The organism is Pseudomonas sp. YuFO20, assembly GCF_035064975.1.
Classification (GTDB): Bacteria; Pseudomonadota; Gammaproteobacteria; order Pseudomonadales; family Pseudomonadaceae; genus Aquipseudomonas; species Aquipseudomonas putida_AE.
Window position 1 is genome coordinate 31,208 of sequence record NZ_JAXDEO010000045.1, and the last position, 26,579, is coordinate 57,786.

Below are 26,579 nucleotides of genomic sequence, written 5' to 3' on the forward strand. Positions count from 1 at the left end.
CAGGAGATTGTAAAGAATGGCTCGTTACATTGGTCCAAAATGCAAACTCGCTCGTCGCGAAGGCACCGATCTCTTTCTGAAGAGCGGCGTGCGCGCGATCGAATCGAAGTGCAACATTGAAGCAGCACCTGGTATCCACGGCCAACGCCGCGGTCGCCAGTCCGACTACGGCACCCAACTGCGTGAAAAGCAGAAGGTCCGTCGTATCTACGGCGTTCTCGAGCGTCAATTCAGCGGCTACTACAAAGAAGCTGCTGGCAAGAAAGGTGCAACCGGTGAAAACCTGCTGCAACTGCTCGAATGCCGTCTGGACAACGTTGTATACCGTATGGGCTTTGGTTCTACTCGTGCCGAATCCCGTCAGCTGGTATCGCACAAGTCGATCAGCGTAAACGGTCAGACCGTTAACGTTCCGTCCTACCAGGTTCGTGCTGGTGACGTGGTCGCTGTTCGCGAGAAAGCAAAAAACCAACTTCGCATTGTCCAAGCTCTCGATCTGTGTGCCCAACGTGGCCGCGTAGAATGGGTAGAAGTAGACACTGAGAAGAAGTCGGGCGTTTTCAAGAACGTTCCAGCTCGCAGTGATCTGTCCGCCGACATCAACGAAAGCCTGATTGTCGAGCTCTACTCCAAGTAAGGGCTAGAAAATAGGTGCATCCATGCAGATTTCGGTAAATGAGTTCCTGACACCTCGCCACATTGATGTGCAAGTTGTCAGTCCAACCCGCGCCAAGATCACGCTCGAGCCTCTCGAGCGTGGCTTTGGCCACACCCTGGGCAACGCGCTGCGCCGCATCCTGTTGTCCTCAATGCCCGGCTGTGCAGTAGTCGAGGCCGAGATTGACGGTGTGCTCCACGAGTACAGCGCCATCGAAGGTGTACAGGAAGACGTAATTGAAATCCTGTTGAACCTTAAAGGTCTGGCTATCAAGCTGCACGGCCGTGACGAAGTTACGCTGACCTTGTCGAAGAAGGGTTCGGGGGTGGTTACCGCTGCCGATATTCAGCTGGATCATGATGTCGAGATCGTTAATCCCGATCACGTAATCGCTAACCTGGCGTCTAACGGCGCCCTGAACATGAAGCTCGTAGTAGCTCGTGGTCGTGGTTATGAACCGGCAGACTCGCGTCAGAGCGATGAAGACGAAAGCCGCAGCATCGGTCGCTTGCAGCTTGACTCTTCGTTCAGCCCGGTTCGCCGTATCGCATACGTGGTGGAAAACGCCCGTGTCGAACAGCGTACTAACCTGGACAAGCTGGTTATTGATCTGGAAACCAACGGTACTCTGGATCCTGAAGAGGCTATCCGCCGTGCTGCAACCATTCTGCAACAGCAGTTGGCTGCGTTCGTCGACCTCAAAGGTGACAGTGAGCCAGTGGTTGTCGAGCAGGAAGACGAGATCGATCCGATCCTGCTTCGCCCGGTTGACGATCTGGAACTGACTGTACGTTCGGCTAACTGCCTTAAGGCGGAAAACATCTACTACATCGGCGACCTGATTCAGCGTACCGAAGTAGAGCTGTTGAAGACTCCGAACCTGGGCAAGAAATCCTTGACTGAAATCAAGGACGTTCTGGCCTCCCGCGGTCTGTCCCTCGGCATGCGCCTCGACAACTGGCCGCCTGCAAGTCTTAAGAAGGACGACAAGGCGACTGCCTGATCGTCGTAATCACCGAACGTAGTGTTTGGTAAGGAATGAACCATGCGTCATCGTAAAAGTGGTCGTCACCTGAGCCGCACCAGCTCGCACCGCAAGGCCATGTTCCAAAACATGGCGGTGTCGCTGTTCGAGCACGAGCTGATCAAAACGACTCTGCCAAAAGCTAAAGAACTGCGCCGCGTTGCCGAGCCGCTGATCACTTTGGCCAAGACAGATAGCGTTGCTAACCGTCGTCTGGCTTTCGACCGTACTCGTTCGAAAGCTATCGTTGGTAAGCTCTTCAACGACCTGGGCAAGCGTTACGCTACCCGTGAGGGTGGCTACCTGCGCATCCTCAAGTGCGGTTTCCGCGCTGGCGACAACGCGCCTATGGCGTACGTCGAGTTGGTTGATCGTGCTACTGCTGGCGAAGCTGTATCTGCCGAGTAAGACGTCAGTCTGAAACAAAAAACCGGGCCTAGTGCCCGGTTTTTTGTGCCTGTAATAAACGCGCCCTTTGTACAAGTCTCTCCTTCGTCACGTCGTCATTATGTGATGGGGATGATCATTAGTATTTCTCTATCGATGTCTACAGGTTAATGAATTTGTAGCCGTCATAGCGATGATCAATACTCCTTCTCAGCCGATAGCCGGCAGTTCAAGACCGATAGATGAAGGAAGATCGCATGAGCCAAAACAAAACGCTTACCACCGCCAGTGGCGCTCCTGTTGCCGATAACCAGAATTCCCGTTCCGCCGGCCCTCGCGGCCCACTGCTGCTCGACGACTTCCACCTGATCGAAAAGCTGGCACACTTCAACCGCGAAAACATCCCGGAACGCCGTGTGCACGCCAAAGGCTCAGGCGCCTACGGTACCTTTACTGTTACGCGGGATATCACCCAATACACCAGCGCCAAGCTCTTCGAGACCGTCGGTAAGCAAACGCCAACCTTCCTGCGATTTTCCACTGTCGGTGGTGAACGCGGTTCAGCGGATACCGAGCGCGATCCTCGTGGTTTCGCGCTGAAGTTCTACACCGAGGAAGGCAACTGGGACATTGTCGGCAACAATACGCCGGTGTTCTTCATCCGTGATCCGCTGAAATTCCCGGACTTTATCCACACCCAAAAACGCCTGCCGCAAAGCAATCTGAAAAGCGCACAGGCCATGTGGGACTTCTGGTCGCACTCTCCGGAAGCGCTGCACCAGGTCACCATTCTGTTCTCCGACCGGGGCATTCCTGATGGCTACCGTCATATGCACGGCTTCGGCAGCCACACTTACAGCCTGATCAGCGCCAATGGCGAGCGTCATTGGGTCAAGTGGCACTACAAGACCCAACAAGGGATCAAGAATCTCGCGCCCGCAGAGGCGGCGCGCCTGGCGGGTACCGATCCGGATTACGCCCAGCGCGACTTGTTCCAAGCCATCGAACGCGGTGAATTCCCGAAATGGCGTGTGTGCATCCAGATCATGACCGAGGCTCAGGCCGCGGTGCACTACGAGAACCCGTTCGACGTGACCAAGACCTGGTCGCAGAAGGAGTTCCCGTTGATCGAAGTCGGTGAGTTGGAGCTCAATCGAAACCCGCTGAACTACTTCGCCGAAGTCGAGCAAGCCGCGTTCGGCCCCAGCAACATGGTGCCAGGCGTCGGTCTTTCGCCAGACCGCATGCTGCAAGGTCGTGTGTTCGCTTACGCTGATGCACACCGCTACCGTGTCGGCACCAATCACCAGCAGTTGCCAGTGAACGCGCCACGCAGTCCGGTGAACACCTACCAGCGTGATGGCTCCATGGCTTTTGGCAGCAATGGCGGTGCAGCGCCGAACTACGAGCCAAACAGCTACATCGAGTCGCCAAAACAGGCACCTCGTTATGCTGAACCGGCGATGGCCTTGAGCGGTGCGGCTGATCGCTATGATCATCGCGAAGACACCGATTACTACAGCCATGCCGGCGCGCTGTTCCGCCTGATGAGTGACGAGCAGAAAGCGCTGCTGGTCAATAACATTGCCAGCGCCATGGCGGGTGTCTCGAGCGACGTCGTCGATCGCCAGTTACAGCACTTCTTCAAGGCCGATCCGGCGTATGGAGAAGCAATCGCAACGCTGCTCAACGTACAGCTTAACGAAGTCTAAATGAGAAGCAGAACCGCCCTTAATTGGGCGGTTTTTGCGTTATTTAAGCTGCTTTTCTCAGAATATCTTCGCTTTTATTGCGTCTTCCGAGTGACGTTAGCGCCAGGTTGGTTCAAACTACAGACTTTCAAGCAGGGAGATGTAGGGCGATGCAAGGCCACCCAGACGTTATCGATTACCTCAACACGTTGCTGACCGGCGAACTGGCCGCGCGTGATCAATATTTCGTCCACTCGCGGATGTATGAGGACTGGGGTTTCACCAAGCTCTACGAACGAATCAACCACGAGATGGAAGAGGAAGCAGGACACGCTGATGCACTGATGCGCCGGATCCTGATGCTCGAAGGCACGCCGCGCATGCGTCCGGACGATCTGGATGTCGGCACCACAGTGACGGAGATGCTCGAAGCGGATCTGCGCCTGGAATACAAGGTACGGGCTGCGCTGTGCAAGGGCATCAAGCTCTGCGAGCAGCACAAGGACTATGTCAGCCGCGAAATGCTGCGGGTCCAGTTGCATGACACCGAAGAAGATCACACCTACTGGCTCGAGAAGCAGTTGGGCCTGATCAAGTTGATCGGTCTCGAGAATTACCTGCAATCCCACACCTGATTGCGGCGGATACAAAAAAGCCCCTGTCACTGATGAAGTGACAGGGGCTTTTTCATGGGGGTCGATCAGGCCCGGTCGCGCTCCAGCAAAGGCTTGAGGTAGTAACCGGTATGGGACTGCTTCATCTCGGATACTTCCTCAGGCGTGCCGACGGCAATGATCTGCCCGCCCTTCGAACCTCCTTCCGGCCCCAGGTCCACCAGCCAGTCGGCGGTCTTGATGACGTCCAGGTTGTGCTCGATCACCACCACGGTGTTGCCGTGGTCACGCAGGCGATGCAACACGTCCAGCAGTTGCTGGATGTCCGCGAAGTGCAGCCCGGTGGTGGGTTCGTCGAGGATGTACAGGGTCTTGCCGGTATCACGCTTGGACAGCTCGCGGGACAGTTTCACCCGCTGGGCTTCACCGCCGGACAGCGTGGTCGCCGATTGCCCCAGCTTGATGTACGACAGACCGACGTCCATCAACGTTTGCAGCTTGCGCGCCAGGGCCGGTACCGCATCGAAGAACTCCCGGGCTTCCTCGATGGTCATCTCGAGGGTTTCATGGATGCTCTTGCCCTTGTACTTGATCTCGAGGGTTTCACGGTTGTAGCGCTTGCTCTTGCAGACATCGCAGGGCACGTAGATGTCCGGCAGGAAGTGCATTTCCACCTTGATCAGGCCATCACCCTGGCAGGCCTCGCAGCGTCCGCCCTTGACGTTGAAGGAGAAACGCCCGGGGCCATAACCGCGGGAGCGAGATTCCGGCACGCCGGCAAACAGCTCGCGAATCGGCGTGAACAGGCCGGTGTAGGTGGCCGGGTTGGAACGCGGCGTACGACCGATGGGGCTCTGGTCGATGTCGACGACCTTGTCCAGGTGCTCCAGGCCCTTGATGCTGTCGTGAGCGGCCGCTTCGAGGGTGGTTGCACCGTTGAGTGCCGTGGCGCTCAGCGGAAACAGCGTGTTGTTGATCAGCGTCGACTTGCCTGAGCCGGACACGCCGGTCACGCAGGTCAGCAGGCCGATCGGGATCTCCAGGTCGACATTGCGCAGGTTGTTGCCACGGGCACCCTTGAGTGTCAGCGACAGCTTTTTGTTGCGCGGCGTACGTTTGGCCGGCACCGCGATCTTCACCCGGCCCGACAGGTACTTGCCGGTCAGGGAGTCGGGATGCGCCATTACCTCGGCCGGCGTACCTTCGGCGACGATGTGCCCACCGTGAACCCCCGCGCCCGGGCCGATATCCACGACATAGTCGGCCAAGCGAATCGCGTCTTCATCGTGCTCGACCACGATTACCGTGTTGCCGATGTCTCGCAGGTGTTTCAGGGTGCCGAGCAACCGGTCGTTATCGCGTTGGTGCAGGCCGATCGAAGGTTCGTCGAGGATGTACAGGACGCCGACCAGGCCGGCGCCGATCTGGCTGGCCAGGCGAATACGCTGGGCCTCGCCACCGGACAGGGTGTCCGCGCTGCGATCCAGCGACAGATAATCGAGGCCGACGTTGACCAGGAACTGCAGGCGTTCGCGAATTTCCTTGAGGATCTTGTCGGCAATCTCGCCACGACGGCCAGTCAGCTTCAACCCACCGAAATAATCGCAGGCATCGCCGATGGGCAGGTTGGTCACCGCCGGCAGGGTTTTCTCGCCGACCCACACATGCCGCGCCTCACGACGCAGGCGGGTGCCGCGGCAATCAGGGCAGGACTGGGTGCTGAGGAACTTGGCCAGTTCTTCGCGTACCGAGGCCGACTCGGTTTCGCGATAACGACGCTCCAGGTTGGGCACGATGCCTTCGAACGGGTGCGAGCGCTTGACGATATCGCCCCGGTCATTCAGGTATTTGAAATCGACGTTTTGCGAACCGCTGCCGTGCAGGATGCTCTTCTGCTGATCGGCCGGCAGTTCGTTGAACGGCACTTCCAGGCTGAACTTGTAGTGGGAGGCCAGCGAGCCGAGCATCTGGAAATAATAGACGTTGCGCCGGTCCCAGCCGCGAATCGCGCCTTCTGCCAGGGTCAGTTCACCGTTGACCAGGCGCTTGATGTCGAAGAACTGCTTGACCCCCAGGCCATCACAGGTCGGGCAGGCGCCGGCCGGGTTGTTGAAGGAAAACAGCTTGGGCTCGAGTTCGCTGATGGCATGGCCACAGATCGGGCAGGCAAAACGCGCGGAGAAGATCATCTCTTCGCCCGGCTCGTCGTCCATCGGCGCCACCAGGGCGATGCCGTCTGCCAGTTTCAGCGCGGTCTCGAACGATTCGGCCAGGCGCTGTTGCAGATCGGCGCGAACCTTGAAACGGTCGACCACGACATCGATGGTATGTTTTTTCTGCTTGTCGAGCTTGGGCGCTTCATCCAGCTCATACAGCTTGCCGTTGATCCGGGCCCGGACGAAACCCTGGGCGCGCAGCTCTTCGAAGACTGAAAGGTGTTCACCCTTGCGCTCGCGAATGACCGGGGCCAGCAGCATCAGCTTGCTGCCCTCCGGTTCGGCGAGGACCAGGTCGACCATCTGGCTGACGGTCTGCGCTTCCAGGGGAATGTCGTGGTCCGGGCAGCGCGGAATGCCGACGCGTGCATACAGCAGGCGCAGGTAGTCGTAGATTTCGGTGATGGTGCCGACGGTCGAACGCGGGTTGTGCGAGGTCGACTTCTGTTCGATGGAGATCGCCGGCGACAGGCCTTCGATGGTGTCGACGTCAGGTTTTTCCATCATCGACAGGAACTGCCGGGCGTAGGCCGACAGCGACTCGACATAACGACGCTGGCCTTCGGCGTACAGCGTGTCGAAAGCCAGGGAGGACTTGCCGGAGCCGGACAGGCCGGTGATGACGATCAGCTTGTCCCTTGGCAGGGTCAGGTCGATGTTCTTCAGGTTGTGGGTTCGGGCCCCACGAATCAGGATCTTGTCCAAAGTGGCCTCGCTCGGCGGGCGTCGAAAACGTAGGAGTATACGGCCAAATACTGGATGGATGCACACTATCGAATACTGGTTTTGTCGCCTTACATGAAAGCTCTTTCATCTACACGTGGCAAAGCGTCGCGATATACCCTGTCAATCGATGGGACTGGTAGAATCGCCGCCGGTTCACATGAGGTTTTTCCATGCACGATCCCCACAGCGAACGCATGAGTGGCAGTGAGACCCGCGCAGCAAGCGGTCTGGCCCTGGTGTTCGCCTTCCGTATGCTTGGCATGTTCATGGTGTTGCCGGTATTGGCGACCTATGGCATGGACCTGGCGGGAGCGACCCCGGCCCTCATCGGGCTGGCGATTGGCGCTTACGGCCTGACCCAGGCGATTTTCCAGATTCCCTTCGGTTTCATTTCCGACCGCATCGGGCGCCGCCCGGTGATTTACCTGGGGCTGATCGTCTTCGCCCTCGGCAGCGTCCTGGCGGCCAACGCCGACTCGATCTGGGGCGTCATCGCCGGGCGCATCCTGCAAGGTGCCGGGGCGATTTCCGCGGCGGTGATGGCCTTGCTGTCCGACCTGACCCGCGAGCAGCATAGGACTAAAGCCATGGCCATGATCGGCATGACGATCGGCCTGTCGTTTGCGGTTGCCATGGTGGTGGGGCCGTTGCTGACCCGTGCTTTCGGCCTTTCCGGATTGTTCCTGGCCACCGGTGGCATGGCACTGGTCGGTATCGTGATCGTGATGTTCATGGTGCCGCGCTCCACGGGGCCGTTGCAGCACCGTGAATCCGGCGTCGCCCGCCAGGCATTGATACCGACGCTCAAGCACCCGGACCTGCTGCGCCTGGATCTTGGTATCTTCGTGTTGCACGCGATGCTGATGTCGAGTTTCGTTGCCTTGCCCCTGGCGCTGGTCGAAAAAGCCGGGCTCCCCAAGGAACAGCATTGGTGGGTGTACCTGACCGCGTTGCTGATTTCCTTCTTCGCCATGATCCCGTTCATCATCTACGGCGAGAAGCGACGCAAAATGAAACGAGTTTTGCTCGGCGCCGTCGTGACGCTGATGCTCACTGAGCTATTCTTCTGGCAGTTCGGCGATAGCTTGCGGGCTCTGGTGATTGGAACCGTGGTGTTTTTCACGGCCTTCAATCTGCTGGAAGCTTCGTTGCCGTCGTTGATCAGCAAGGTTTCACCGGCGGGTGGCAAGGGCACGGCAATGGGGGTCTATTCCACCAGTCAGTTCCTCGGCTCGGCACTGGGCGGCATACTCGGCGGCTGGCTGTTCCAGCATGGCGGTCTGTCGGTTGTGTTCCTTGGATGCGCCGGTCTGGCTGCCCTCTGGCTGGCCTTTGCTGTTACCATGCGTGAACCTCCCTACGTGACAAGCCTGCGCTTGCCATTGTCGCCCGAGGCGATCCGCGAAGCGGGGCTGGTTGAGCGCCTGAAGGCCGTCGTAGGGGTAACAGATGCAGTGATAGTCGCTGATGAGGCGGCCATTTACATCAAATTGGACACCGAACTATTGGATCGCACCACCCTTGAGCGCCTGGTGAACAACCCGGCCGGGGCAGCGTGCGTAGCCTAGGAGAACGTAATGGCCCGTGGGGTTAACAAAGTCATATTGGTCGGCACTTGCGGCCAGGATCCTGAAGTTCGTTACCTGCCGAATGGCAACGCCGTGACCAACCTGAGTCTGGCAACCAGCGAACAGTGGACCGACAAGCAAACCGGTCAGAAAGTCGAAAAAACCGAATGGCACCGTGTGTCGATGTTCGGCAAGGTCGCAGAGATCGCCGGCGAATACCTGCGTAAAGGTTCGCAGGTCTACATCGAAGGCAAGCTGCAAACCCGCGAGTGGGAAAAAGACGGTATCAAGCGTTACACCACTGAAATCGTGGTCGACATGCAAGGCACCATGCAATTGCTGGGCGGTCGTCCACAGCAGGGTGACCAGCAAGGCCAGGGCGGTGGTAACAACTACCAGCAATCCGCGCCACGCCAGCAGGCTCCGCGTCCACAGCAGTCGGCCCCGCAACAGTCGCGCCCGGCTCCTCAGCAGGCCGCTCCGCAGCCGGCTCCGGACTTCGACAGCTTCGATGACGATATTCCATTCTAAAACAGCGGTAAGCCCCGAGCTACAAGCGGCGAGCTGAAAAACAAAACCCGCACTTCGATCTGAAGTGCGGGTTTTTTTTGCGGTGAAATTCCTTAAAAGAAGTTTCAGTTCGCGAGGAATTCGTCCGTGGACACCACGTTGGCGTAGGCAAAGCCCAGGGCCGACATGAAGGCTGCATGTACATGAGCCGCCGGAACGGTCACACCGTTGAACTCCAGGTCACGGGAGGCACAGGCATCGTGGATCACTGTGACGCTGTAGCCGAGGTCGTTGGCGGCGCGGGTGATGCCGTCGACACACATGTGGCTCATGCTGCCGACCACCACCAGTTCCTTGATGCCTTGCTCGTCGAGAATGGACTGCAGTTCGGTTTCGCGGAACGAGTTGACGAAGTGTTTGAGCACCACTGGCTCATTGTCCTGGTTGAGCACTTTAGGGTGCAGCTTGGCGCCGTCGGAGCCTGGGGTGAAAAACGGTGCGTCTTCGGAAGTGAATTCGTGGCGGATGTGCACCACCGAATCCCCGGCATCACGAAAGGCCTTGAGCAGACGGACGGCGTTGTCTGCCGCGGCATCGGCGCCGGCCAGCGGCCACTTGCCTTCTGGGAAGTAGTCTTTTTGGATATCGACTACGATGAGTGCTTGCTTGGCCATGACTGTTTCCTCGAAGTGCGGTTTGGGTGTGGAATGGAGTATTGGCCCTGGCCGAGCGTCCGGGGATTGGCCGCACCGACAATAGAAGGGGGAAAACTGACAATGGATGCACAAAGGGCGATCGCCGAGCTGGGCGTGTTGATCTATCCCGGCGCGCAGATGGCGGCGGTGCATGGCTTGACGGACCTGTTCGGGGTGGCCAACCGGATCGCCGCCGAGCATCAAGAGGCGCGCTTGCCCTTGCTGCGCGTGAGCCATTGGCAGGTCGATGGCCAGCAGGCACCGTCGCGCGTCTATGACAGTCATCCCGCGACAGACGACGCATTGGTGGCGGTATTGATTCCACCGTCGATTGCCGGGTTCACCGAAGGCCAGGCGCCGCAGCCGTTGCTGCGCTGGCTGCGCCAACAACACGCCAGCGGCGCGACCCTCGGGGGCGTCTGCGTGGGTTCGCTGCTGTTGGCTGAAAGCGGATTGCTCGACGGGCGCAGCGCCACCACTCACTGGACTTCGGCAAAGTCCTTCAGCGAGCGTTACCCGGCGATCAAGCTCAAGGCCGATACTCCCATCGTCGATGACGGTGACCTGATTACCACCGCCGGACTGATGGCCTGGTCTGAATTGGGACTGCGCCTGGTGGATCGTCTGTTGGGGCCGAGCATTGCCACCGGCACTGCGCGTTTCCTGGTGGTGGAACACAGCGACAGCGCCAGTGAGTGCGGCAGCAATTTCGCGCCGATTCTCAACCATGGCGATGCCTCGATTCTCAAGGTTCAACACTGGCTGCAAAGCACGGGCGCCACCGATGTCTCGCTGGCGACCATGGCTGAGCGGGCAGGGCTGGAAGAGCGTACGTTCCTGCGCCGTTTCCGCGCGGCGACGGGGCTCAAGCCTACGGAATATTGCCAGCATCTGCGGGTCGGCAAGGCTCGGGAAATGCTCGAGTTTACCAACGGCACCATCGATCACATTGCCTGGACCGTCGGGTATCAGGATCCGGGAGCGTTTCGTTCGACGTTCAAGAAGATTACCGGGCTGGCGCCGAGTGATTATCGCGCGCGGTTTGGGGTGATGCCCAGTGTTGCAACCCGTTAGCGGCTGCATCACACGACCCTGTAGGAGCGGGCTTGCTCGCGAATGGGGTATGTCAGTCAAAACTGGTGGGACTGGAAGATTGCTTTCGCGAGCGAGCCCGCTCCCACAGGGGGGCGATGTCAGGTTTGAATCGTGCAAAATGCCGGTATGAAAAATCCGGTCGTGCAGAATAAGGCGGGCGCGGTGCCACCATCGTTTCTGCTACAGGCTGATTTACATAGCATTTTTCTCAGCAGGCGGTTGGCCTGAACCCTGCACCCCATCAGCTACATTCATATCGCGACAACTGAAGGGGGACGCATGACCCCAACAAACCGCAAGAAGCTGGTCGTCGCCCATTCGGTGCGCGACGATGCGCCAGTGCACGAAGTCGAAACCAATCGCGCCCTGGCCCGTTGGCTGGCGCAAATCCTCGGGCTCAAATTCGGCGGCAGCTACGACCCGCAGGTACACAGCGGTCGAGACATCTATCTGTTACCGACCCAGACCCTGGTGGGGGCCGCAGCCGCCCGGCATTTGGGCGTCAAGGGACCGGAGGATTTGTGGGGCGGTTATGTCGAGCATGATTTCATCTGCACCAAAGCCATCAGCCATGGTTTGTTGAATCGACATGCCCATGCTCCGCAAGGCTGGGCGCCGTTGTTTTCCGAACGGGTGCGCACTGTGGTGCTTGATGGTCTGAGTGTGTTCTCGTTCGAGGATGCGCGTCCGGCGGCGGAGCATCTGCTCTACAGCGGCGCGATCCGCATCAAGCCGATCCATGCCTGTGCCGGGCGTGGTCAGGAAGTCATCAAGAGCCTCGACCAGTTCGACGAAATCCTCGCCCGTCCTGATGCGAAAGCGCTGTTCAGTGAAGGCGTGGTGCTGGAGCAGGACCTGGACCAGGTGATTACCCACAGCGTCGGGCAGAGTTTCATTGGTGAAAAGGTGCTCAGTTACTGCGGTGATCAATACTTGACCACAGACGCCCACGGCGAAGAGGTCTATGGTGGTTCCAACCTGCTGGTGGTGCAGGGTGGCTACGACGATCTGCTGACCCTGGATTTGCCCGACGATGTGCAACTGGCGATCCGGCAGGCTCAGGTATTTGACGGTGCCGCAGATGAAGCCTATCCCGGTTTCTACGCCTCACGGCGCAATTACGACATCGCCCAGGGTATCGCCAGTGATGGCCAGCAACGCAGCGGCGTGCTCGAGCAATCCTGGCGCATGGGTGGGGCTAGCAGCGCTGAAATCGCAGCCTTGCAGAGCTTCGTCAACGATCCGGGGATGCGCGCGATTCGCGTGTCTTCGGTGGAGACCTACATCGATCAACCCTTGCCGGCGGACGCCATCGAGGTGTACCGCGGGCCGGCGGAAAACAGCGATTTCCTCCTCAAGTACGTAACGGTCAAATCCTATGACGGCTAGAAGCGAAAGCATTCAAATCGACATCGACGACGAACAGATGAGCGGGACTTTTCTCAGCCCCAAATCGAAAGTCCCCGGCGTGTTGTTTGTGCACGGCTGGGGCGGCAGTCAGGAGCGAGACCTGGAACGGGCGAAGGGTATCGCCGGATTGGGTTGTGTCTGTTTGACCTTCGATCTACGCGGGCACACCGGCGGCACGGGTATTCCGCTGACCCGCGTAACCCGCGAAGACAACCTGCGCGACCTGCTGGCGGCCTACGACCGTTTGCTCGCGCACCCGGCGCTGGATACCTCGGCGATTGCCGTGGTTGGCACCAGCTACGGCGGTTACCTGGCTTCGATCCTCACTTCGCTGCGGCCGGTGCGCTGGCTGGCGTTGCGGGTGCCGGCGCTGTACCGCGACGATCAATGGCACACGCCCAAGCGCGACCTGGACAAGCTCGACCTGCGCGACTACCGCAGCACCCTGGTGCGCGCCGATAGCAACCGGGCGCTGCATGCCTGTTCGCAATTTACCGGGGATGTGTTGCTGGTAGAGTCGGAAACCGATGTCTACGTACCCCACGCGACCATCATGAGTTATCGCGCGGCGTGTCAGCAGACCCACTCGCTGACTCACCGCATCATCGATGGGGCCGATCATGCGCTGAGTGAACCCGTTTCACAGCAGGCCTACACCTCGATCCTGGTGGACTGGATCACGGAAATGGTGGTGGGTGAGCGGTTGAGCATTATTCAGTCCACATGATTTTGTGGTGTTCTTTCGGACGCCATCGTCGTAACGCCGCCCGGACCAAGCTCGCTCCCACAGGGTCACTGGTGCTTACAAATGTTCTGTTTACACCGGTCATTGTGGGAGCGAGCTTGCTCGCGATGGCGGCTTCGAAAACAGCACAAATCACTTGGGCTTCTTCGAGATCCGCAACGACTTGGCCTTGGCCTCCACCAGCAGGTACATCACCAGCGTGATCAACAGCGGCAACAGGAAATAGATCGCCCGATAAGCCAGCAACCCCGCCACCAGGCTGCCCCGCGAGGCCTCGTGTTGCAGCAGTGCCACGAACACCGCTTCCAGCACACCGAGCCCGGCCGGAATGTGGGTGATGACCCCGGCGATGGCGCTGATCAGCAACACACCCAGCACCAGCGGATAGTCCAATTTGCTCGGCAACAGGGTGAAAATCACTGCGGCCATCAACGACCAGTTCAGCGCCCCCAGGGCCAGTTGCAGGATTGCCATGCGCAGCGACGGCAAGTTGATTTCCACCCCGCGAATCGACCATTCCCGACGCTTGGAGAACTGGCACGCCGCCAGATACCCCGCACTCACCAATAGCAGCAACACGCCCACCGCCTGTAACGCGCCGCTGCTCAGTTTCCAGCCTGGAGGCATGCGCACCAGTCCGCTGCTGAACACCGCGCCGGCGATCATCATGTAGCCGAACCAGTTGGTCGCCAGGCTCAGGCCGAGGATTTTCGCAATGTTGGATTTACTCACCCCGAGCCGTGAATACAGGCGATACCGCATGGCAATGCCGCCGACCCAGGCGCTCAGATTGAGGTTGAAGGCGTAGCTGATGATGCCCACCGGCAGGATCTGTTTCCACGTCAGGTCCTGGCGGATGTAGGTGCGGCCAATCAGGTCGAAACAGGCGTAGACCAGAAAACTCACCAGGGTCAGGCCGGCCGCGATGATCAAGGTGCGTACCTTGAAATCGGTCAGGGTCTCGAACACTTCGTTCCATTCAATGCGCTGGGCGAACATCGTCAAGAGGACGATCAGCGCCAGGAAAAACAGCATCGTCAACGGTCTTTTCCAACGGCTCCAGCGCGATTTTGCCGGGTGCTCGGCGTGGGACGCCGCCTGCGCTTCAGTGCGGCTCATGTTGATCGCTCCCGGTCGGTGGGGTGAATGCTTTCAATCGTGGTTTGTGCGCGGGCAACCAGCCGGCCCATGCCGGAAAATGCCGCAGGAAGTGAAACACCATGAAGCCCACGGTCATGTGCCAGATTCGCCCGCGCGGGGCTTTATCCACGGACATGGCCTTGCAATGATTATCGCTGAGTTCCTCGAGCCGTTCGAACAGGTCACGGTTGAACGCACGGTCACGGATCAACACGTTGGCCTCCAGGTTCATCGACAGGCTCAACGGGTCGAGGTTGCTCGAGCCGACGGTGCTCCAGTCTTCGTCCACCAACGCGACCTTGCCGTGCAGTGGGCGGTCGCAGTATTCGAAGATTTTCACACCGGACTTGAGCAGGTAATCGTAAGTCATGCGCGCTGCCAGTTTGGCCACCAGCATATCCGGCTGGCCCTGCAGGATCAGGCGCACTTCAACGCCGCGGCGCGCCGCGTTACGGATCTCGCGCAGCAAGCGATAGCCTGGAAAAAAGTAGGCGTTGGCGATGACCACGCGCCGCTGCGCCGTGCGCAGCGCCAGGCGGTAAACCTCTTCGATATCGGTCGAATGCTCGGCGTTGTCGCGGTACACCAGCCGCACCTGGCCATCGTGATCGGTCACGACCAGTTCCGAGCGCCGTTGCCGACGGCGTTGCCACCAGTATTTCGCGCGGGCCGGGCGACCGCATTGCAGCAGGGCAAAGTGATGGATGTCGGCCACCGCCGGGCCTTGCACTTCAACCGAATAATCCTGTTTGGCTTCCGGGCCGAAGTCGGCCAGATGATCGGCGGAGAAGTTGATCCCGCCGATGAACGCAAGCGTTCCGTCCACCACCACGATCTTGCGATGCAGGCGGCGGAACCAATTGGTGCGGATGCCCAGGCGCTTGGGGGCCGGGTCGAACATCTGCAAATGCACGCCGGCACCGCTCAGGGCGGTGAGATACCCGGCAGACAACTCTCCGCAGCCAAACCCGTCAAAACTGGCCGTCACGCGTACGCCCCGTTGAGCCGCCTCGATGAGCACGTCCTTCAGTTCTTCGCCCACCTTGTCCTCGAACACAATGAAGGTTTCCAGGAGGATCTCGGTTTTGGCCTGGCGCATGGCCTCGAACACCCTGGGGAAATAGGCTTCGCCATTTTCCAACAGTTCGACCCGATTGTTTCCCTGCCAGCCGTACTCGACGTCGACCCTTTGCGGCTCGCTCATGGGCGGCGCGGCTATCGTTTTTTCCAGCGCGGTTTTTTCCATCGACGGGCTACTCATAGCTCAATCTCCACCGACAACGGTGCGTGATCCGAAAGGTGTGACCAGGGCCGGGTGGCCAGTACCTGCGGACGGCTGGCCTTGAGGTTGCGCACGTAGATGCGGTCCAGGCGCAGGGTCGGCAAGCGCGCGGGAAAACTGCGCGCCGGCTTGCCATGGTGCTCGGCGAACACTTCGCGCAAACCGCAGGGCTTGAGCAAGGCATCGGCGCGTTGGCGCCAGTCATTGAAATCACCGGCCACGATCACCGGCGCGTCGCCTGGCAACGACTCAAGACGGCGCTCCAGCAACTTGAGCTGTTCATTGCGGTGGTTTTCGCGCAATCCGAGATGAACGCATATGGCATGCACCTCCGGGCCTTCGCCAGGGAGGCGCAGCACGCAGTGCAAAATGCCGCGGTTCTCGTGGCCGCTGATGGACACGTCGAGGTTGTCGTGGCGAACGATCTGGAATTTCGACAGCAAGGCATTACCGTGATCGCCTGCCGGATAGACCGCGTTGCGGCCGTAGGCAAACTGCGGCCAGAGGGTATCGGCGAGGAATTCGTACTGGGGTATCGCCGGCCAATTGTCGTAGCGCTTGGGATGATGTTCGTGGGTGCCGTGTACCTCCTGCAGAAACACCACGTCGGCAGACACGCTGCGCACCGCTTCGCGCAGTTCAGGCAGGATGAAGCGCCGGTTCAACGCCGTGAAACCCTTGTGGGTGTTGACCGTCAGCACGGTGAAACGGTGCACCGTGCTCTCGATGGTCGCCTGCTCGTCGGTGGTACCAACCGGTTCGGAAATGCTCATGGCAACACTCCTTCGGCAGCGGGTTCGCCGGGGGCAGTGAGCAGCTCTTTGTCGAGGTCGAAGCGCTCCAGCAAACGACGCGCATCGAAGGGCGCGCGAACCTTGATGTCGTTATCGAAATAGCAGAACACTTCCCGAGACTTGCGCGCCCTGGGTTTCAGGCGCGGCGCGATCAAATGCGGATCGGCCGGTTGCCGCCCCTGATGCCAGGCCTCGATCCGGTCGCCCCAACGCTTCAGTGCCTGAGGGGTGTAGCCGCTGGCGTAGAGCTCTTCTGCACCGTGCAGCCGCAGGTACACGAAATCGCTGGTGAGGTCCTCGCGGTACGGCCATTTGCCAGCGGTGTCGGCGATGACCAGGGCCGTGTTGTGGCGTTTGAGCAGGCGGACAAATAGCGGGTCGATGAAGCTCTCGTTGCGGATTTCCACGGCATGGCGCAAGGGCTGTTTCCTGCTCGCCTTCAGGCTGGCGTGGCCGTTTACATGGGAATCGTGCTGGCGGGCGAGGGCGGCGGCCTGTTGGGTGTCGTGGGGCAATTGTTCGAGGAAGGTTTCGAACAGTTCGGCGTCGAATTTGAAGTTGGGCGGAAACTGCCAAAGAATCGGGCCGAGTTTTTCCTTGAGTTCCAGCACCCCGGAGGCGAAGAAATTCGCCAGGGGTTTGTGGATGTCACGCAGACGCTTGATATGGGTGATGAAACGCGGGGCTTTGACGCTGAACACAAAGTGCGCCGGGGTTTCGGCATACCACTGGGCATAGCGTTCGGGCCGTTGCAGGGCGTAGAACGATCCATTGATCTCGATGCTGTTGACCGCCCGTGAGGCGAATTGCAATTCGCGCCTCTGGGCCAGGCCCTTCGGGTAGAAATCCCCCCGCCAGGGCGTGTAGCGCCAACCTGAAATACCGATGTGAATCGCCGCCATGTCGCCTCCCGTGTGACTGGCCCCTGATCTTTTGATGACTGTGGGGCAGTGGCGAAAGTTTCGATGGAGCTACGGACGGTCACGTTTTACAAGTCACCACAAAACTCGTAGGAGCCGGCTTGCTGGCGATGGCGGCGGCCCATTCGACATGGATGTGACCGACATATCGCTATCGCCAGCAAGCCGGCTCCTACGGGGGATCAGAGGCCTGCAACCAGGCCGGTGAACATGATCGCGCTGGCGGCTTTTTCCTCGGGCACTAGACTGGTTGGCGATGGTAAAAATACAGGGATGAGCATTTGATATTTGTCTTGAGCGCAAAGATTGCTGGGGATTTGCCGGCCAGCAGCGAACTAGTCCGGCAATTCTCGATCAGTTCCTTACAGTCCTATCCAAAGGAGCGGATGCCTTGATCAGGCTCAAGACAGCGATATTACTGGGGGCGCTGTTGTTTTTCGGCAGCGAGGAACTGCAGGCAGCGGCCATACCGGGCGTGCCGGGCGCCGCCACACCGGCGGCACACCCGCAACCCTTGGTCCAGGGCGGGTTGCTGGGCGCCATCAGTTCGAGCATCGACGACGTCCAGAGCAAGCTCAACCTCGACAAGGACCTGCTCGACGCCTGGCGTTTGCGCGCTGATCGTGCGGCCGATGAGGTAGACCAACTGGTCAATCGCCCATCGACCCGTTCGAGTTGGAGCGTGGCGGGGGATTTCCTGCTGCTGACGGCGGTGTGGGCGGGTGTCTTCGGCCTGCTCTGGATGTTCGGCAAGTTCTTGACCGAACGCCTGTGCCGCCATCGTGTGCTGCTCAGCCGAGAGCGTGGGCAGGCCTTGCTGGGTTATGTCTTGCCCTACAGCATCCCTGCGGTGATCAGCCTGCCGTTGACGATTTATGCCAGCCAGTTATTGCCGGTGTCGGCCGGCAGGGCGCTGGCGTTGTGTTTTGCCTATGCCACCAGCAGTGGCGTGTTCGCTTCGTCGTTGGTGATGTCCCTGGTGGTGCTGTTCAATGTCGGTCACAAACGCCGGGCGGTGCAGATCATTCGCCAGGACAGCCCACGACCGCTGTTCGCGATTGGTTTCCTGGTCGCCCTGAGCGACGCCTTGACCAGCCCGCAGATCGCCCATCAACTGGGGAACAATCTCACCAGCAGCATCGCTGTATTTACCGGGCTGGCGGCCTCGATTTCCTTTGGTTTGCTGGTGTTCCGCCTGCGCCGTCCGGTCGCCCAGGTGATCCGTATCCTGCCGCTGGCCCAGCGGCGGGCGCAGCCAGCCTTGCGCGAAACCCTGCGGATTTTTTCCGGGCTCTGGTACTGGCCGATCCTGTTGATGGTGCTGGTCTCTGTCATCAACCTGATCGGCATTGGCGATGACAACCAGCAAGTGCTGCGCAGCGCGCTGTTCACCACGGTGTTGCTGATTGCGACGGTGTTTCTCAGCACGACGCTGCACCACCTGTTCAAGACCCGCAGCGAGTCCGACGTGCGCCGCAGTGGCGCCTACAAGGAACGCTTCCTGAGCCTCTCCCACGCGTTGTTGCGCATCGCCATGGCCATCGTGTTCATCGATATCCTCGGACGAATCTGGGGCGTGTCACTGTTCGATTTTGCGGTCAGCAATGCCGTGGGACGGGCGATCAGTGACTCCTTGAGTCATATCGGCCTGATCTTCCTGGTGACCTGGATGGTCTGGGTGGTGCTCGACACGGCGATCCAGGAGGCCCTGAAACCACCGGCCAGCAAACGCGGGGCGCGCCAGCCGAGTACGCGTATCAAGACCATCCTGCCGTTGCTGCGCAATGCGATCAAAATCATTCTGGTGGTGATCTGCGCCATCACCACCATGGCCAATCTTGGCATCAATGTCGCGCCTTTCCTGGCCGGTGCCGGGGTCATTGGCCTGGCCATCGGTTTCGGCTCCCAGCAACTGGTGCAGGACGTGATTACCGGGTTGTTCATCATCATCGAAGACACCCTGTCCATCGGCGACTGGGTGGTGCTCGATTCCGGGCATGCCGGCACGGTCGAAGGCTTGACCATCCGCACCTTGCGCCTGCGCGACGGCAAAGGCTTCGTGCATTCTGTTCCCTTTGGCCAGATCAAGGCCGTGACCAACCAATCGCGGCAGTTTGCCTATGCGTTCTTCTCCGTGCAGTTCACCTATGACACCGATGTCGACAAGGCCATCGAACTGATTCGCGAGGCGGGGCATTCGATCAGTGAAGACCCGTTCCTGCGGTACAACCTGCAAGGGCCGCTGGATGTGTTCGGCGTCGACAGGATGGACCTCAATGGCGTGGTGCTGACGGCACAATTTCGCACCGTGTCGGGCGGGCAATATGCGGTGAGCCGGGCGTTCAACCAGCGGTTGAAAAAGCTTGTGGATAACAGTCCGTGGGTGCATTTCGCGCAGACTTATCCACAGCAGGTTTTAGTGCAGAGGCCGGCGGCGGAGCCTGTGCGTGATGGAGCGGCTGAGCCGGAACATGCGGCGGTGTTGATGCCGGATCGGCCCCGGCCTCAATAAATTTGCCGGTTTTGATGGCCCCATCGCCAGCAGGCTGGCTCCCACAATGGATCTGTGAACACCGGTTCATTGTGGGAGCTAGCCTGCTGGCGATGGGGCCGGCGCAGGCAACCCTAATGCCGGATCAGCTTGCTCTGCACTTCAGCCATGGCCTGCTGCTCCAGCTCCAGCCACACATGCTTCTTGCCCGCAATCTCCGCCGCTGCCGGTAAACCATCGCGATACACCAGCCGATTGCTCGCCAGCGCCGGCACTTTCGCACCGGGCAACAGGGTGCCGGCAAGGTTCAGCGGATCGACCCCGCACACCGCGACCAAGCTGCCGTCATGGGGTCGACGGCGGACTTCGCGCAGCAATGGAATCGCCTCCGGCAGCGCGAATTGCTCGCCCGCCAGGCCACTGACAAAACGTCCGCCCCGAATCTCACCCCGCGCTTCCAGCCGATGGAAGGTGCGCAGCAATTCCCGCCAGCTCGGCAGCCAATCGGCCTCACGCTCCAGCAAGCGCCAGAACACCACGCCGTAGCGGCGCAACAAGGTCATGGCGATGTGTTCCAGGGTGTCGGCGGGCGTTGGCGTCGGTCGCGGGTTATCCACAACCGGCGCGGCCACTGCGCGTCGCAACAGCGCCCAGCGCCCGGCATCGTCCATGCCGCCGACAAAGGCCCCGCGTGCGCGTCGGCTGCTACGCTGCTGGCGCTTGCTGGCCGGTGTGATCAGCGCCCGCAGGCCGGCAAAACTGTCGGCGTTCACCAGCCCCGCACCCACCAGCTCCTGCAGGGAGATTTCCAGTTCCGTGCGCAACAGGTGGGCTTCGTGAATCAGCTCATCGAAAAACAGCGCGCCGTGCTGGCTGAGGGCGGCGTGAACCTTCTGTGTCTTGGGCGACAGTTCGCTGACTGGCGTTTGCTCGGTCAAGTCGCTCCAGAGTCCGACCCGATTACGCGGCAACAGCACGATCGGTGTACTGCGCAGGGCGGTGCCGGTGCTGCGGTTGCGCGCAGTCAGTCGGCTCCAGACCAGTTTGCCGCTACGGCACGCATCATCGAGCCAGGTGGGCGAATAGTCCTTGATCCGCGCGGGCAAAAGGTCGCTGTCCCAGGCCGACGCGGCGGCGGGGTAGCCTTCGAACTGGGCGACGATCGCCGGCAGCACCGTGCTGCCCTGGCCACGGGTGGCGTTGGACAGGTGCTGCCAGTCGAACAGGAAGCGCATGAAATCCTGCAAGGCCACGGGCTCGATTTCCCGGCGCAGGCGCTTGACGGTGTAGCGATGAATCCGCGCCAGCAAATGTCGCTCGCACCACTCTTCTTCGGTATTGCCTGGGGTGAAGCGCCCGCGCAGCACATAGCCTTCGCGTTCCAGGTGCGCCAATGCCTGGCTGACTTCCAAGGAGGGCAATTCGAGGGGGTTGGCAATCGCCTGCAGTGGCAGCGGACCAAAGGCGCTGAGCCGCGCTCGAATCACTTCTACGACGGCGTCGTCCGGCGTCCAGGCCAGATCGAAACCCGGCAGAGCCTGCAAGGGTGGAGACAGATCCGCTTGTGGATAAATCGCCTGCAGGCACGTCAGCCGTTCCAGCGCCAGCCACAGTGAATGGTTGATGCGGCAGGCTCGGCCGCTGCCAGCCAGGGCATTCAACCATTCCAGCCAATGCGGGTTGGCGCTGGCCTCGGCGTCGGTGATGCAGGCCAGGCTCATCAAGGTTTCGTGCATCTCATCGACATTGCCGGGCGTGGGCCAGGCCTCTTCCCGCACGGCGTCAATGGCGTCGGCGTCCAGCGCGCCCAGGTCGTCAGTGGACTGCGGCTCGCTCCAGCGGCGATTGAGCACCGCCTGCGTGCGGCGTTCCTCCAGGGGCGCATCGTCGAGAAAGGTGTAGGGCCTGGCGCTGAGGATTTCCGCGGCCAGGGGCGAGGGCGCGGGCAGGTCGCGGCTGATCAGGCGGACCTCGCCGCGTTCCATGCGCCGCAGCAGGGCCAACCAGCCGTTGCTGTCCATGGCGTCGTGCAGGCAATCGTCGAGGGTCTGCTCCACCAGCGGATGGTCGGGAATGTCGCGCTCGCCCACGAGGTTTTCCACGCAGGCGATCTGGTCGGGGAACACGCTGGCGGTGAGGTCTTCGCTTTTCATCCGCTGGATCTGCGGCGGCACTTTGCGACCACCGCGAAAGCGCGGCAGCGCCAGCGCCACGCCGGCATTCCAGCGCCAGCGCACGCCAAACAACGGGGCATCGAGCACGGCCTGGATCAGGATGTGCTCAGCGGTGTTGCTGTGCAGGTAGCGCCACACATCAGCCAGCTCAAAGCTGTGGCTGGAGGACAGCGACAACACGATGGCGTCCTCGCTGGCGGCGGCCTGCAACTCGAAGTTGAAGGTGCGACAGAAGCGTTTGCGCAAGGCCAGGCCCCAGGCGCGGTTGATGCGACTGCCGAACGGGCTGTGGATAACCAGCTGGGTGCCACCGGACTCGTCGAAGAAGCGCTCCATCAGCAAGGTGTCCTGCGACGGCAACGCGCCCAGTGTCTGCCGTGCGCGGGCCAGGTATTCCACCAGTTGTTCGGCGCTGGCCAGGTTCAGGCCCAGGGTTTGGGTCAGCCAGTCGAGGGCGGGCTGCAAGTTGCCCGGCGTCGCGCCCAGCAGAGTATCGAGCTGGGCCTGCAAGCGCGCCACGGCAAACGACAGTTCGGCGCTACGCCCCGGGGCCTCGCCGAGCCAGAACGGGATGGTCGGCGGCTGACCCTGGGCATCCTCCACCCGGACCTTGCCGGTGTCGACCCGCAGTATCCGGTACGACGTATTGCCCAGCTGGAACACATCCCCGGCGATGCTCTCCACCGCGAAGTCTTCATTGACGCTACCGATGTTCAGCCCTTGGGGCTCGAGCAGAACGCTGTAGTCGGCATTGTCGGGGATGGTCCCGCCGCTGGTCACCGCCGTCAGCTTGGCGCCCCTGCGACCGCGCAGGGTGCGGCTCACGGCGTCGCGATGCAGGTAGGCACTGCGGATGCCCTGGCGCCCGTCGAAGCCCTCGGCGAGCATCTGCAGTAGCGCCTGATAGTGTTTTTCGTCGAGCCTGCTGTAGGGCGAGGCGTTGCGGAACAATTCCAGCAGCGCCTGCTCCGGCCATTCCTGGCAACTGACTTCGGCGATGATCTGTTGCGCCAGGACGTCCAGCGGCGCTTCGGGGATCAGCAGGGTGTCGAGCTCGCCCCGGCGCACGCAGTCGAGCAGCGCGACGCATTCGATCAGGTCGTCGCGGGTGGTGGCAAACAGGCGGCCCTTGGGGGTGCCGCCGACCTGGTGCCCGGAGCGACCAACCCTTTGCAAAAAGCCGGCAATCGAACGCGGCGAGGCGATCTGGCACACCAGGTCGACATCGCCAATGTCGATGCCCAGCTCAAGCGACGCGGTGGCAATCAACACTTGCAATTCGCCACGCTTGAGCCGCTGTTCGGCGTCCAGGCGAAACTCCTTGGCCAGGCTGCCGTGGTGGGCGGCCACCGCGTCCTTGCCCAGGCGTTCGCTCAGGTGGCGGCTCAGGCGCTCGGCGAGACGTCGGGTGTTGACGAACACCAGCGTGGTGCGGTGTGCGCGGGCGAGGGCGGCAAGTCGGTCATAGACCAGTTCCCAGACATCGTTGGCCATCACTGCCGATAGCGGCACGGGCGGCACTTCGATGTCCAGGTCACGTGGGCGGGCGTGGCCGATATCGACGATCTCGCAGGGTCGATCACGACCGACCAGAAAGCGCGACACCGCCTCAATGGGTTTTTGCGTGGCCGACAGGCCGATGCGCACCAGCGGTTCGGCGCACAGTGCCTGCAAACGCTCGAGGCTCAGCGCCAGGTGGCTGCCGCGCTTGCTGGCGGCGATGGCGTGGATTTCATCAACGATCACCGTGCCGGTGGTGCTGAGCATCTGCCGCCCGGAGTCGGAACCGAGCAGCACGTAAAGCGATTCCGGGGTGGTGACCAGAATGTGCGGTGCGGTCTTGCGCATCGCCGAGCGATCTTTTTGCGGTGTATCGCCGGTGCGCACGGCGGTGCTGATCCGCAGCTCGGGCAGGCCCATCCGCCGCAACTGTTCGGTGATGCCGGCCAATGGGTCTTGCAGGTTGATCTGGATGTCGTTGGACAGCGCCTTGAGCGGCGAGACGTAGACCACCAGGGTTTCGTTTGGCAGGCCTTGGGAGTTTTCCAGGCCACGGTGAACCAGGTCGTCGATCACGGCGAGGAAGGCGGTGAGGGTCTTGCCGGAACCGGTGGGGGCGGCGATCAGAGTCGAGCGGCGCTGGCGGATCAGCGGCCACGCCCGGGCCTGGGCGGCGGTGACCGTCGCGAATTTGTTGCTGAACCAGGCGCTGACGGCGGGGTGGAAGCCGGCCAGGGCACTGTCGGCGGGGATGGGCAGGTTCATATTCTGATTTATGCGGGTGAGGGCGCGAAGATGCAAGTACCACTCAAAATCTTCGCCAACCTTCAGGGCCAGCAGCATCACAAATCCCGCACATCTACACTTTACGGATGACGGTTGCGCACTAAACCCGCAAAATGCAACGATTCCGGCAACTATCGATGACATCACCCGCGGGCGGTGTCGATACAGCCATCGTTCCAATCAGACTGGGCCTGCTGACTCTATGCGAATGCGCCTTATGTTACTGGGCGGCGGAAATGCCCTTGGGCAGGCGCTGATTCGCCTCGGTGCGGAGGAAGACATCGGTTTCCTCGCCCCCCGCCCACCACAGGACGGCTGGGATGCCGCGAGCCTGACGCAACTGCTCGACGACACCCGCCCGGACGCGTTGATCAACCTCGCCTACTACTTCGACTGGTTCCAGGCGGAGACGGTCAGCGAACAGCGCCTGGCCGGGCAGGAGCGGGCGATCGAGCGCCTGGCCGAACTGTGCCAGCATCACAACATCGTCCTGGTGCAACCGTCGAGCTATCGCGTGTTCGACGGCTCCCGGGCGACCGCCTACAGCGAAAAAGACGAACCGCTGCCGCTGGGCCTGCGAGGCCAGGCCTTGTGGCGGATCGAGCAAAGCGTGCGCGCCACCTGCCCGCAACACGTGCTGTTGCGTTTCGGCTGGCTGCTTGATGACAGTCCCGACGGCACCCTCGGGCGTTTCCTCGGCCGCGCCGAGCAACCCGAGGAACTGCTGTTGGCCGACGACCGCCGGGGCAATCCGACACCGGTGGACGACGCGGCCCGGGTGATCATTTCGGTGCTCAAGCAACTCGACTGCAGCGCGCCGCTGTGGGGCACCTACCACTACGCCGGGCATGAGGCGACCACGCCGCTGGCCCTGGGCCAGGCGATTCTCACCGAAGCCCGCGCCCTGCACCCGCTGGCCATCGAAGCGCCGACCGCCCAGGCCCACGCCGCGCGCCCGGACGCCGCGGAAGAACCGCAACACGCGGTACTGGCCTGCAAGAAAATTCTGCATACCTTCGGAATCAAGCCGCGCGCCTGGCGTGCGGCCCTTCCGAGCCTTCTGGACAGGTTCTATCGTCATGGCTGATCGCCCCGTTCTCATTACCGGGGGTGCCGGATTCATCGGCTCCCATCTCACCGATGCCTTGCTCGCCAAGGGCTATTCGGTACGGATTCTGGATGACCTATCCACCGGTAAACGCAGCAACCTGCCGCTGGACAATCCCAAGGTCGAGCTGATCGTCGGCGACGTTGCCGATGCCGCCCTGGTCGCCCGTGCGATGTCCGGTTGCAGCGCTGTGGTGCACCTGGCGGCCGTGGCATCGGTACAGGCGTCGGTGGACGACCCGGTGAAGACCCACCAGAGTAATTTCATCGGCTCGCTGAACGTCTGCGAAGCCATGCGCCAGGCGGGCGTCAAGCGCGTGCTGTTCGCCTCCAGCGCCGCGGTGTATGGCAACAATGGCGAGGGCGAGTCAATCGATGAAGACACGCCCAAGGCGCCGTTGACGCCCTACGCGGTGGACAAGTTGGCGAGCGAGCAATACTTCGATTTCTACCGGCGCGAGCATGGGCTGGAGCCGGTGGTTTTCCGCTTCTTCAACATCTTCGGCCCGCGCCAGGATCCGTCCTCGCCGTACTCCGGGGTCATCAGCATTTTCAGCGAGCGCGCACAGAAAGGCCTGCCGATCACGGTGTTTGGCGACGGCGAGCAGACGCGGGACTTTCTCTACGTCGAGGATCTGGTCGATCTGCTGGTGCAGGCCATCGAGAAACCCCAGGTGGAAGAGGGCGCGGTCAACGTCGGCTGGAACCAGGCGACCAGTCTCAAGCAGATGCTGGCGGCCCTTGAAGTCGTGGTTGGCAAGCTGCCACCGGTGAGCTACGGCCCGGCGCGCTCAGGTGACATTCGTCATTCGCGGGCCAACAACCAGCGTCTGCTGGAGCGCTTCCGGGCGCCCGAGCCGACGCCGTTGAGCGTCGGGCTGGCGCGGTTGCTGGGACAATAGAAAAAGGCGCCTGTAGAGGCTAATGCCGATCAGTTAAGCCATCTCGCTTGACCTTTGGCCGCAAGAAATCAAAATCCGATGCCTGAACTGGCATCGGATTTTTTTATGCGTCTCGCTCGGGCACTGGAACTGACCCACAACTTC

General features: G+C 61.0%; 20 protein-coding genes. 13 read left to right on the forward strand and 7 right to left on the reverse strand.

Going from position 1 to position 26,579, the window contains the following annotated elements:
- Positions 1-16 precede the first annotated feature (16 nt).
- From rpsD to bfr, 5 genes are all read left to right on the forward strand, one after another.
- Positions 17-637, forward strand: a complete 621-nt coding sequence (rpsD, locus tag SOP85_RS22890; protein WP_003176404.1) for a 30S ribosomal protein S4 — start codon at positions 17-19, stop codon at positions 635-637.
- A gap of 22 nt (positions 638-659) precedes the next feature.
- On the forward strand, positions 660-1,661 hold the full coding sequence (locus tag SOP85_RS22895) for a DNA-directed RNA polymerase subunit alpha (RefSeq protein ID WP_007970428.1): 1,002 nt from the start codon (positions 660-662) through the stop codon (positions 1,659-1,661).
- A gap of 42 nt (positions 1,662-1,703) precedes the next feature.
- Entirely contained in the window at positions 1,704-2,090 is a 387-nt protein-coding gene (rplQ, locus tag SOP85_RS22900) for a 50S ribosomal protein L17 (RefSeq protein ID WP_007970429.1), read from the forward strand.
- Positions 2,091-2,326: 236 nt separating this feature from the next.
- On the forward strand, positions 2,327-3,781 hold the full coding sequence (locus SOP85_RS22905; RefSeq protein ID WP_323628302.1) for a catalase: 1,455 nt from the start codon (positions 2,327-2,329) through the stop codon (positions 3,779-3,781).
- 149 nt (positions 3,782-3,930) lie between these two features.
- Complete coding sequence (gene bfr / locus SOP85_RS22910; protein ID WP_008053867.1) at positions 3,931-4,395, forward strand: bacterioferritin; 465 nt, start codon at positions 3,931-3,933, stop codon at positions 4,393-4,395.
- A 65-nt stretch (positions 4,396-4,460) separates the two neighbouring features.
- Here bfr and uvrA read toward each other — a convergent pair whose 3' ends face one another.
- Complete coding sequence (uvrA, locus tag SOP85_RS22915; RefSeq protein ID WP_323607757.1) at positions 4,461-7,295, reverse strand: excinuclease ABC subunit UvrA; 2,835 nt, start codon at positions 7,293-7,295, stop codon at positions 4,461-4,463.
- 191 nt (positions 7,296-7,486) lie between these two features.
- Here uvrA and SOP85_RS22920 point away from each other — a divergent pair, with 191 nt between their 5' ends.
- Both SOP85_RS22920 and SOP85_RS22925 read left to right on the forward strand, forming a co-directional pair.
- Entirely contained in the window at positions 7,487-8,884 is a 1,398-nt protein-coding gene (locus SOP85_RS22920) for an MFS transporter (protein WP_274074392.1), read from the forward strand.
- A 9-nt stretch (positions 8,885-8,893) separates the two neighbouring features.
- Positions 8,894-9,415, forward strand: a complete 522-nt coding sequence (locus SOP85_RS22925) for a single-stranded DNA-binding protein (RefSeq protein WP_020799826.1) — start codon at positions 8,894-8,896, stop codon at positions 9,413-9,415.
- Positions 9,416-9,519: 104 nt separating this feature from the next.
- Here SOP85_RS22925 and SOP85_RS22930 read toward each other — a convergent pair whose 3' ends face one another.
- The gene (locus tag SOP85_RS22930; RefSeq protein ID WP_274074393.1) at positions 9,520-10,068 is read right to left on the reverse strand and encodes a cysteine hydrolase family protein; all 549 of its coding nucleotides are present in this window, start codon (positions 10,066-10,068) and stop codon (positions 9,520-9,522) included.
- A gap of 102 nt (positions 10,069-10,170) precedes the next feature.
- Between SOP85_RS22930 and SOP85_RS22935 the strand changes: the two genes are divergently transcribed.
- The 3 genes from SOP85_RS22935 (at position 10,171) to SOP85_RS22945 (ending at position 13,321) form a co-directional block, all read left to right on the forward strand.
- Positions 10,171-11,163: a GlxA family transcriptional regulator gene (locus SOP85_RS22935; RefSeq protein ID WP_274074394.1), complete on the forward strand. Its 993-nt coding sequence runs from the start codon at positions 10,171-10,173 to the stop codon at positions 11,161-11,163.
- Between the two features lie 300 nt (positions 11,164-11,463).
- Positions 11,464-12,573: a DUF3182 family protein gene (locus tag SOP85_RS22940; protein WP_274074395.1), complete on the forward strand. Its 1,110-nt coding sequence runs from the start codon at positions 11,464-11,466 to the stop codon at positions 12,571-12,573.
- Entirely contained in the window at positions 12,563-13,321 is a 759-nt protein-coding gene (locus SOP85_RS22945; protein ID WP_323628304.1) for an alpha/beta hydrolase family protein, read from the forward strand. Before SOP85_RS22940 ends, SOP85_RS22945 begins: the two co-directional genes overlap by 11 nt.
- A gap of 150 nt (positions 13,322-13,471) precedes the next feature.
- On the opposite strand, the gene SOP85_RS22950 is transcribed toward SOP85_RS22945, so the two are convergent.
- From SOP85_RS22950 to SOP85_RS22965, 4 genes are read right to left on the reverse strand one after another with little or no spacing between them, the layout of a single operon-like run.
- Positions 13,472-14,458: a lysylphosphatidylglycerol synthase domain-containing protein gene (locus SOP85_RS22950; RefSeq protein ID WP_323628305.1), complete on the reverse strand. Its 987-nt coding sequence runs from the start codon at positions 14,456-14,458 to the stop codon at positions 13,472-13,474.
- The gene (clsB, locus tag SOP85_RS22955) at positions 14,445-15,740 is read right to left on the reverse strand and encodes a cardiolipin synthase ClsB (protein ID WP_323607762.1); all 1,296 of its coding nucleotides are present in this window, start codon (positions 15,738-15,740) and stop codon (positions 14,445-14,447) included. The genes SOP85_RS22950 and clsB overlap by 14 nt, the downstream gene beginning before the upstream one ends.
- A complete protein-coding gene (locus tag SOP85_RS22960) occupies positions 15,737-16,534 on the reverse strand; it encodes an endonuclease/exonuclease/phosphatase family protein (protein ID WP_274074399.1) in 798 nt (265 codons plus the stop codon). The genes clsB and SOP85_RS22960 overlap by 4 nt, the downstream gene beginning before the upstream one ends.
- Positions 16,531-17,457, reverse strand: a complete 927-nt coding sequence (locus SOP85_RS22965; protein WP_323607763.1) for a DUF72 domain-containing protein — start codon at positions 17,455-17,457, stop codon at positions 16,531-16,533. The genes SOP85_RS22960 and SOP85_RS22965 overlap by 4 nt, the downstream gene beginning before the upstream one ends.
- Positions 17,458-17,866: 409 nt before the next feature.
- Here SOP85_RS22965 and SOP85_RS22970 point away from each other — a divergent pair, with 409 nt between their 5' ends.
- Positions 17,867-19,987 carry a mechanosensitive ion channel family protein gene (locus tag SOP85_RS22970; protein ID WP_323628307.1) on the forward strand — a complete coding sequence of 707 codons (2,121 nt, stop codon included), beginning with the start codon at positions 17,867-17,869 and terminating at the stop codon, positions 19,985-19,987.
- A gap of 113 nt (positions 19,988-20,100) precedes the next feature.
- On the opposite strand, the gene SOP85_RS22975 is transcribed toward SOP85_RS22970, so the two are convergent.
- Positions 20,101-24,405, reverse strand: a complete 4,305-nt coding sequence (locus SOP85_RS22975; protein ID WP_323628308.1) for a DEAD/DEAH box helicase — start codon at positions 24,403-24,405, stop codon at positions 20,101-20,103.
- 223 nt (positions 24,406-24,628) lie between these two features.
- On the opposite strand from SOP85_RS22975, the gene SOP85_RS22980 reads away from it, so the two are divergent.
- Both SOP85_RS22980 and SOP85_RS22985 read left to right on the forward strand, forming a co-directional pair.
- Positions 24,629-25,513, forward strand: a complete 885-nt coding sequence (locus SOP85_RS22980; protein ID WP_046815894.1) for a sugar nucleotide-binding protein — start codon at positions 24,629-24,631, stop codon at positions 25,511-25,513.
- Positions 25,506-26,435, forward strand: coding sequence for an NAD-dependent epimerase/dehydratase family protein (locus tag SOP85_RS22985; RefSeq protein WP_323628309.1), 930 nt, complete (start codon positions 25,506-25,508; stop codon positions 26,433-26,435). Before SOP85_RS22980 ends, SOP85_RS22985 begins: the two co-directional genes overlap by 8 nt.
- Positions 26,436-26,579 lie beyond the last annotated feature (144 nt).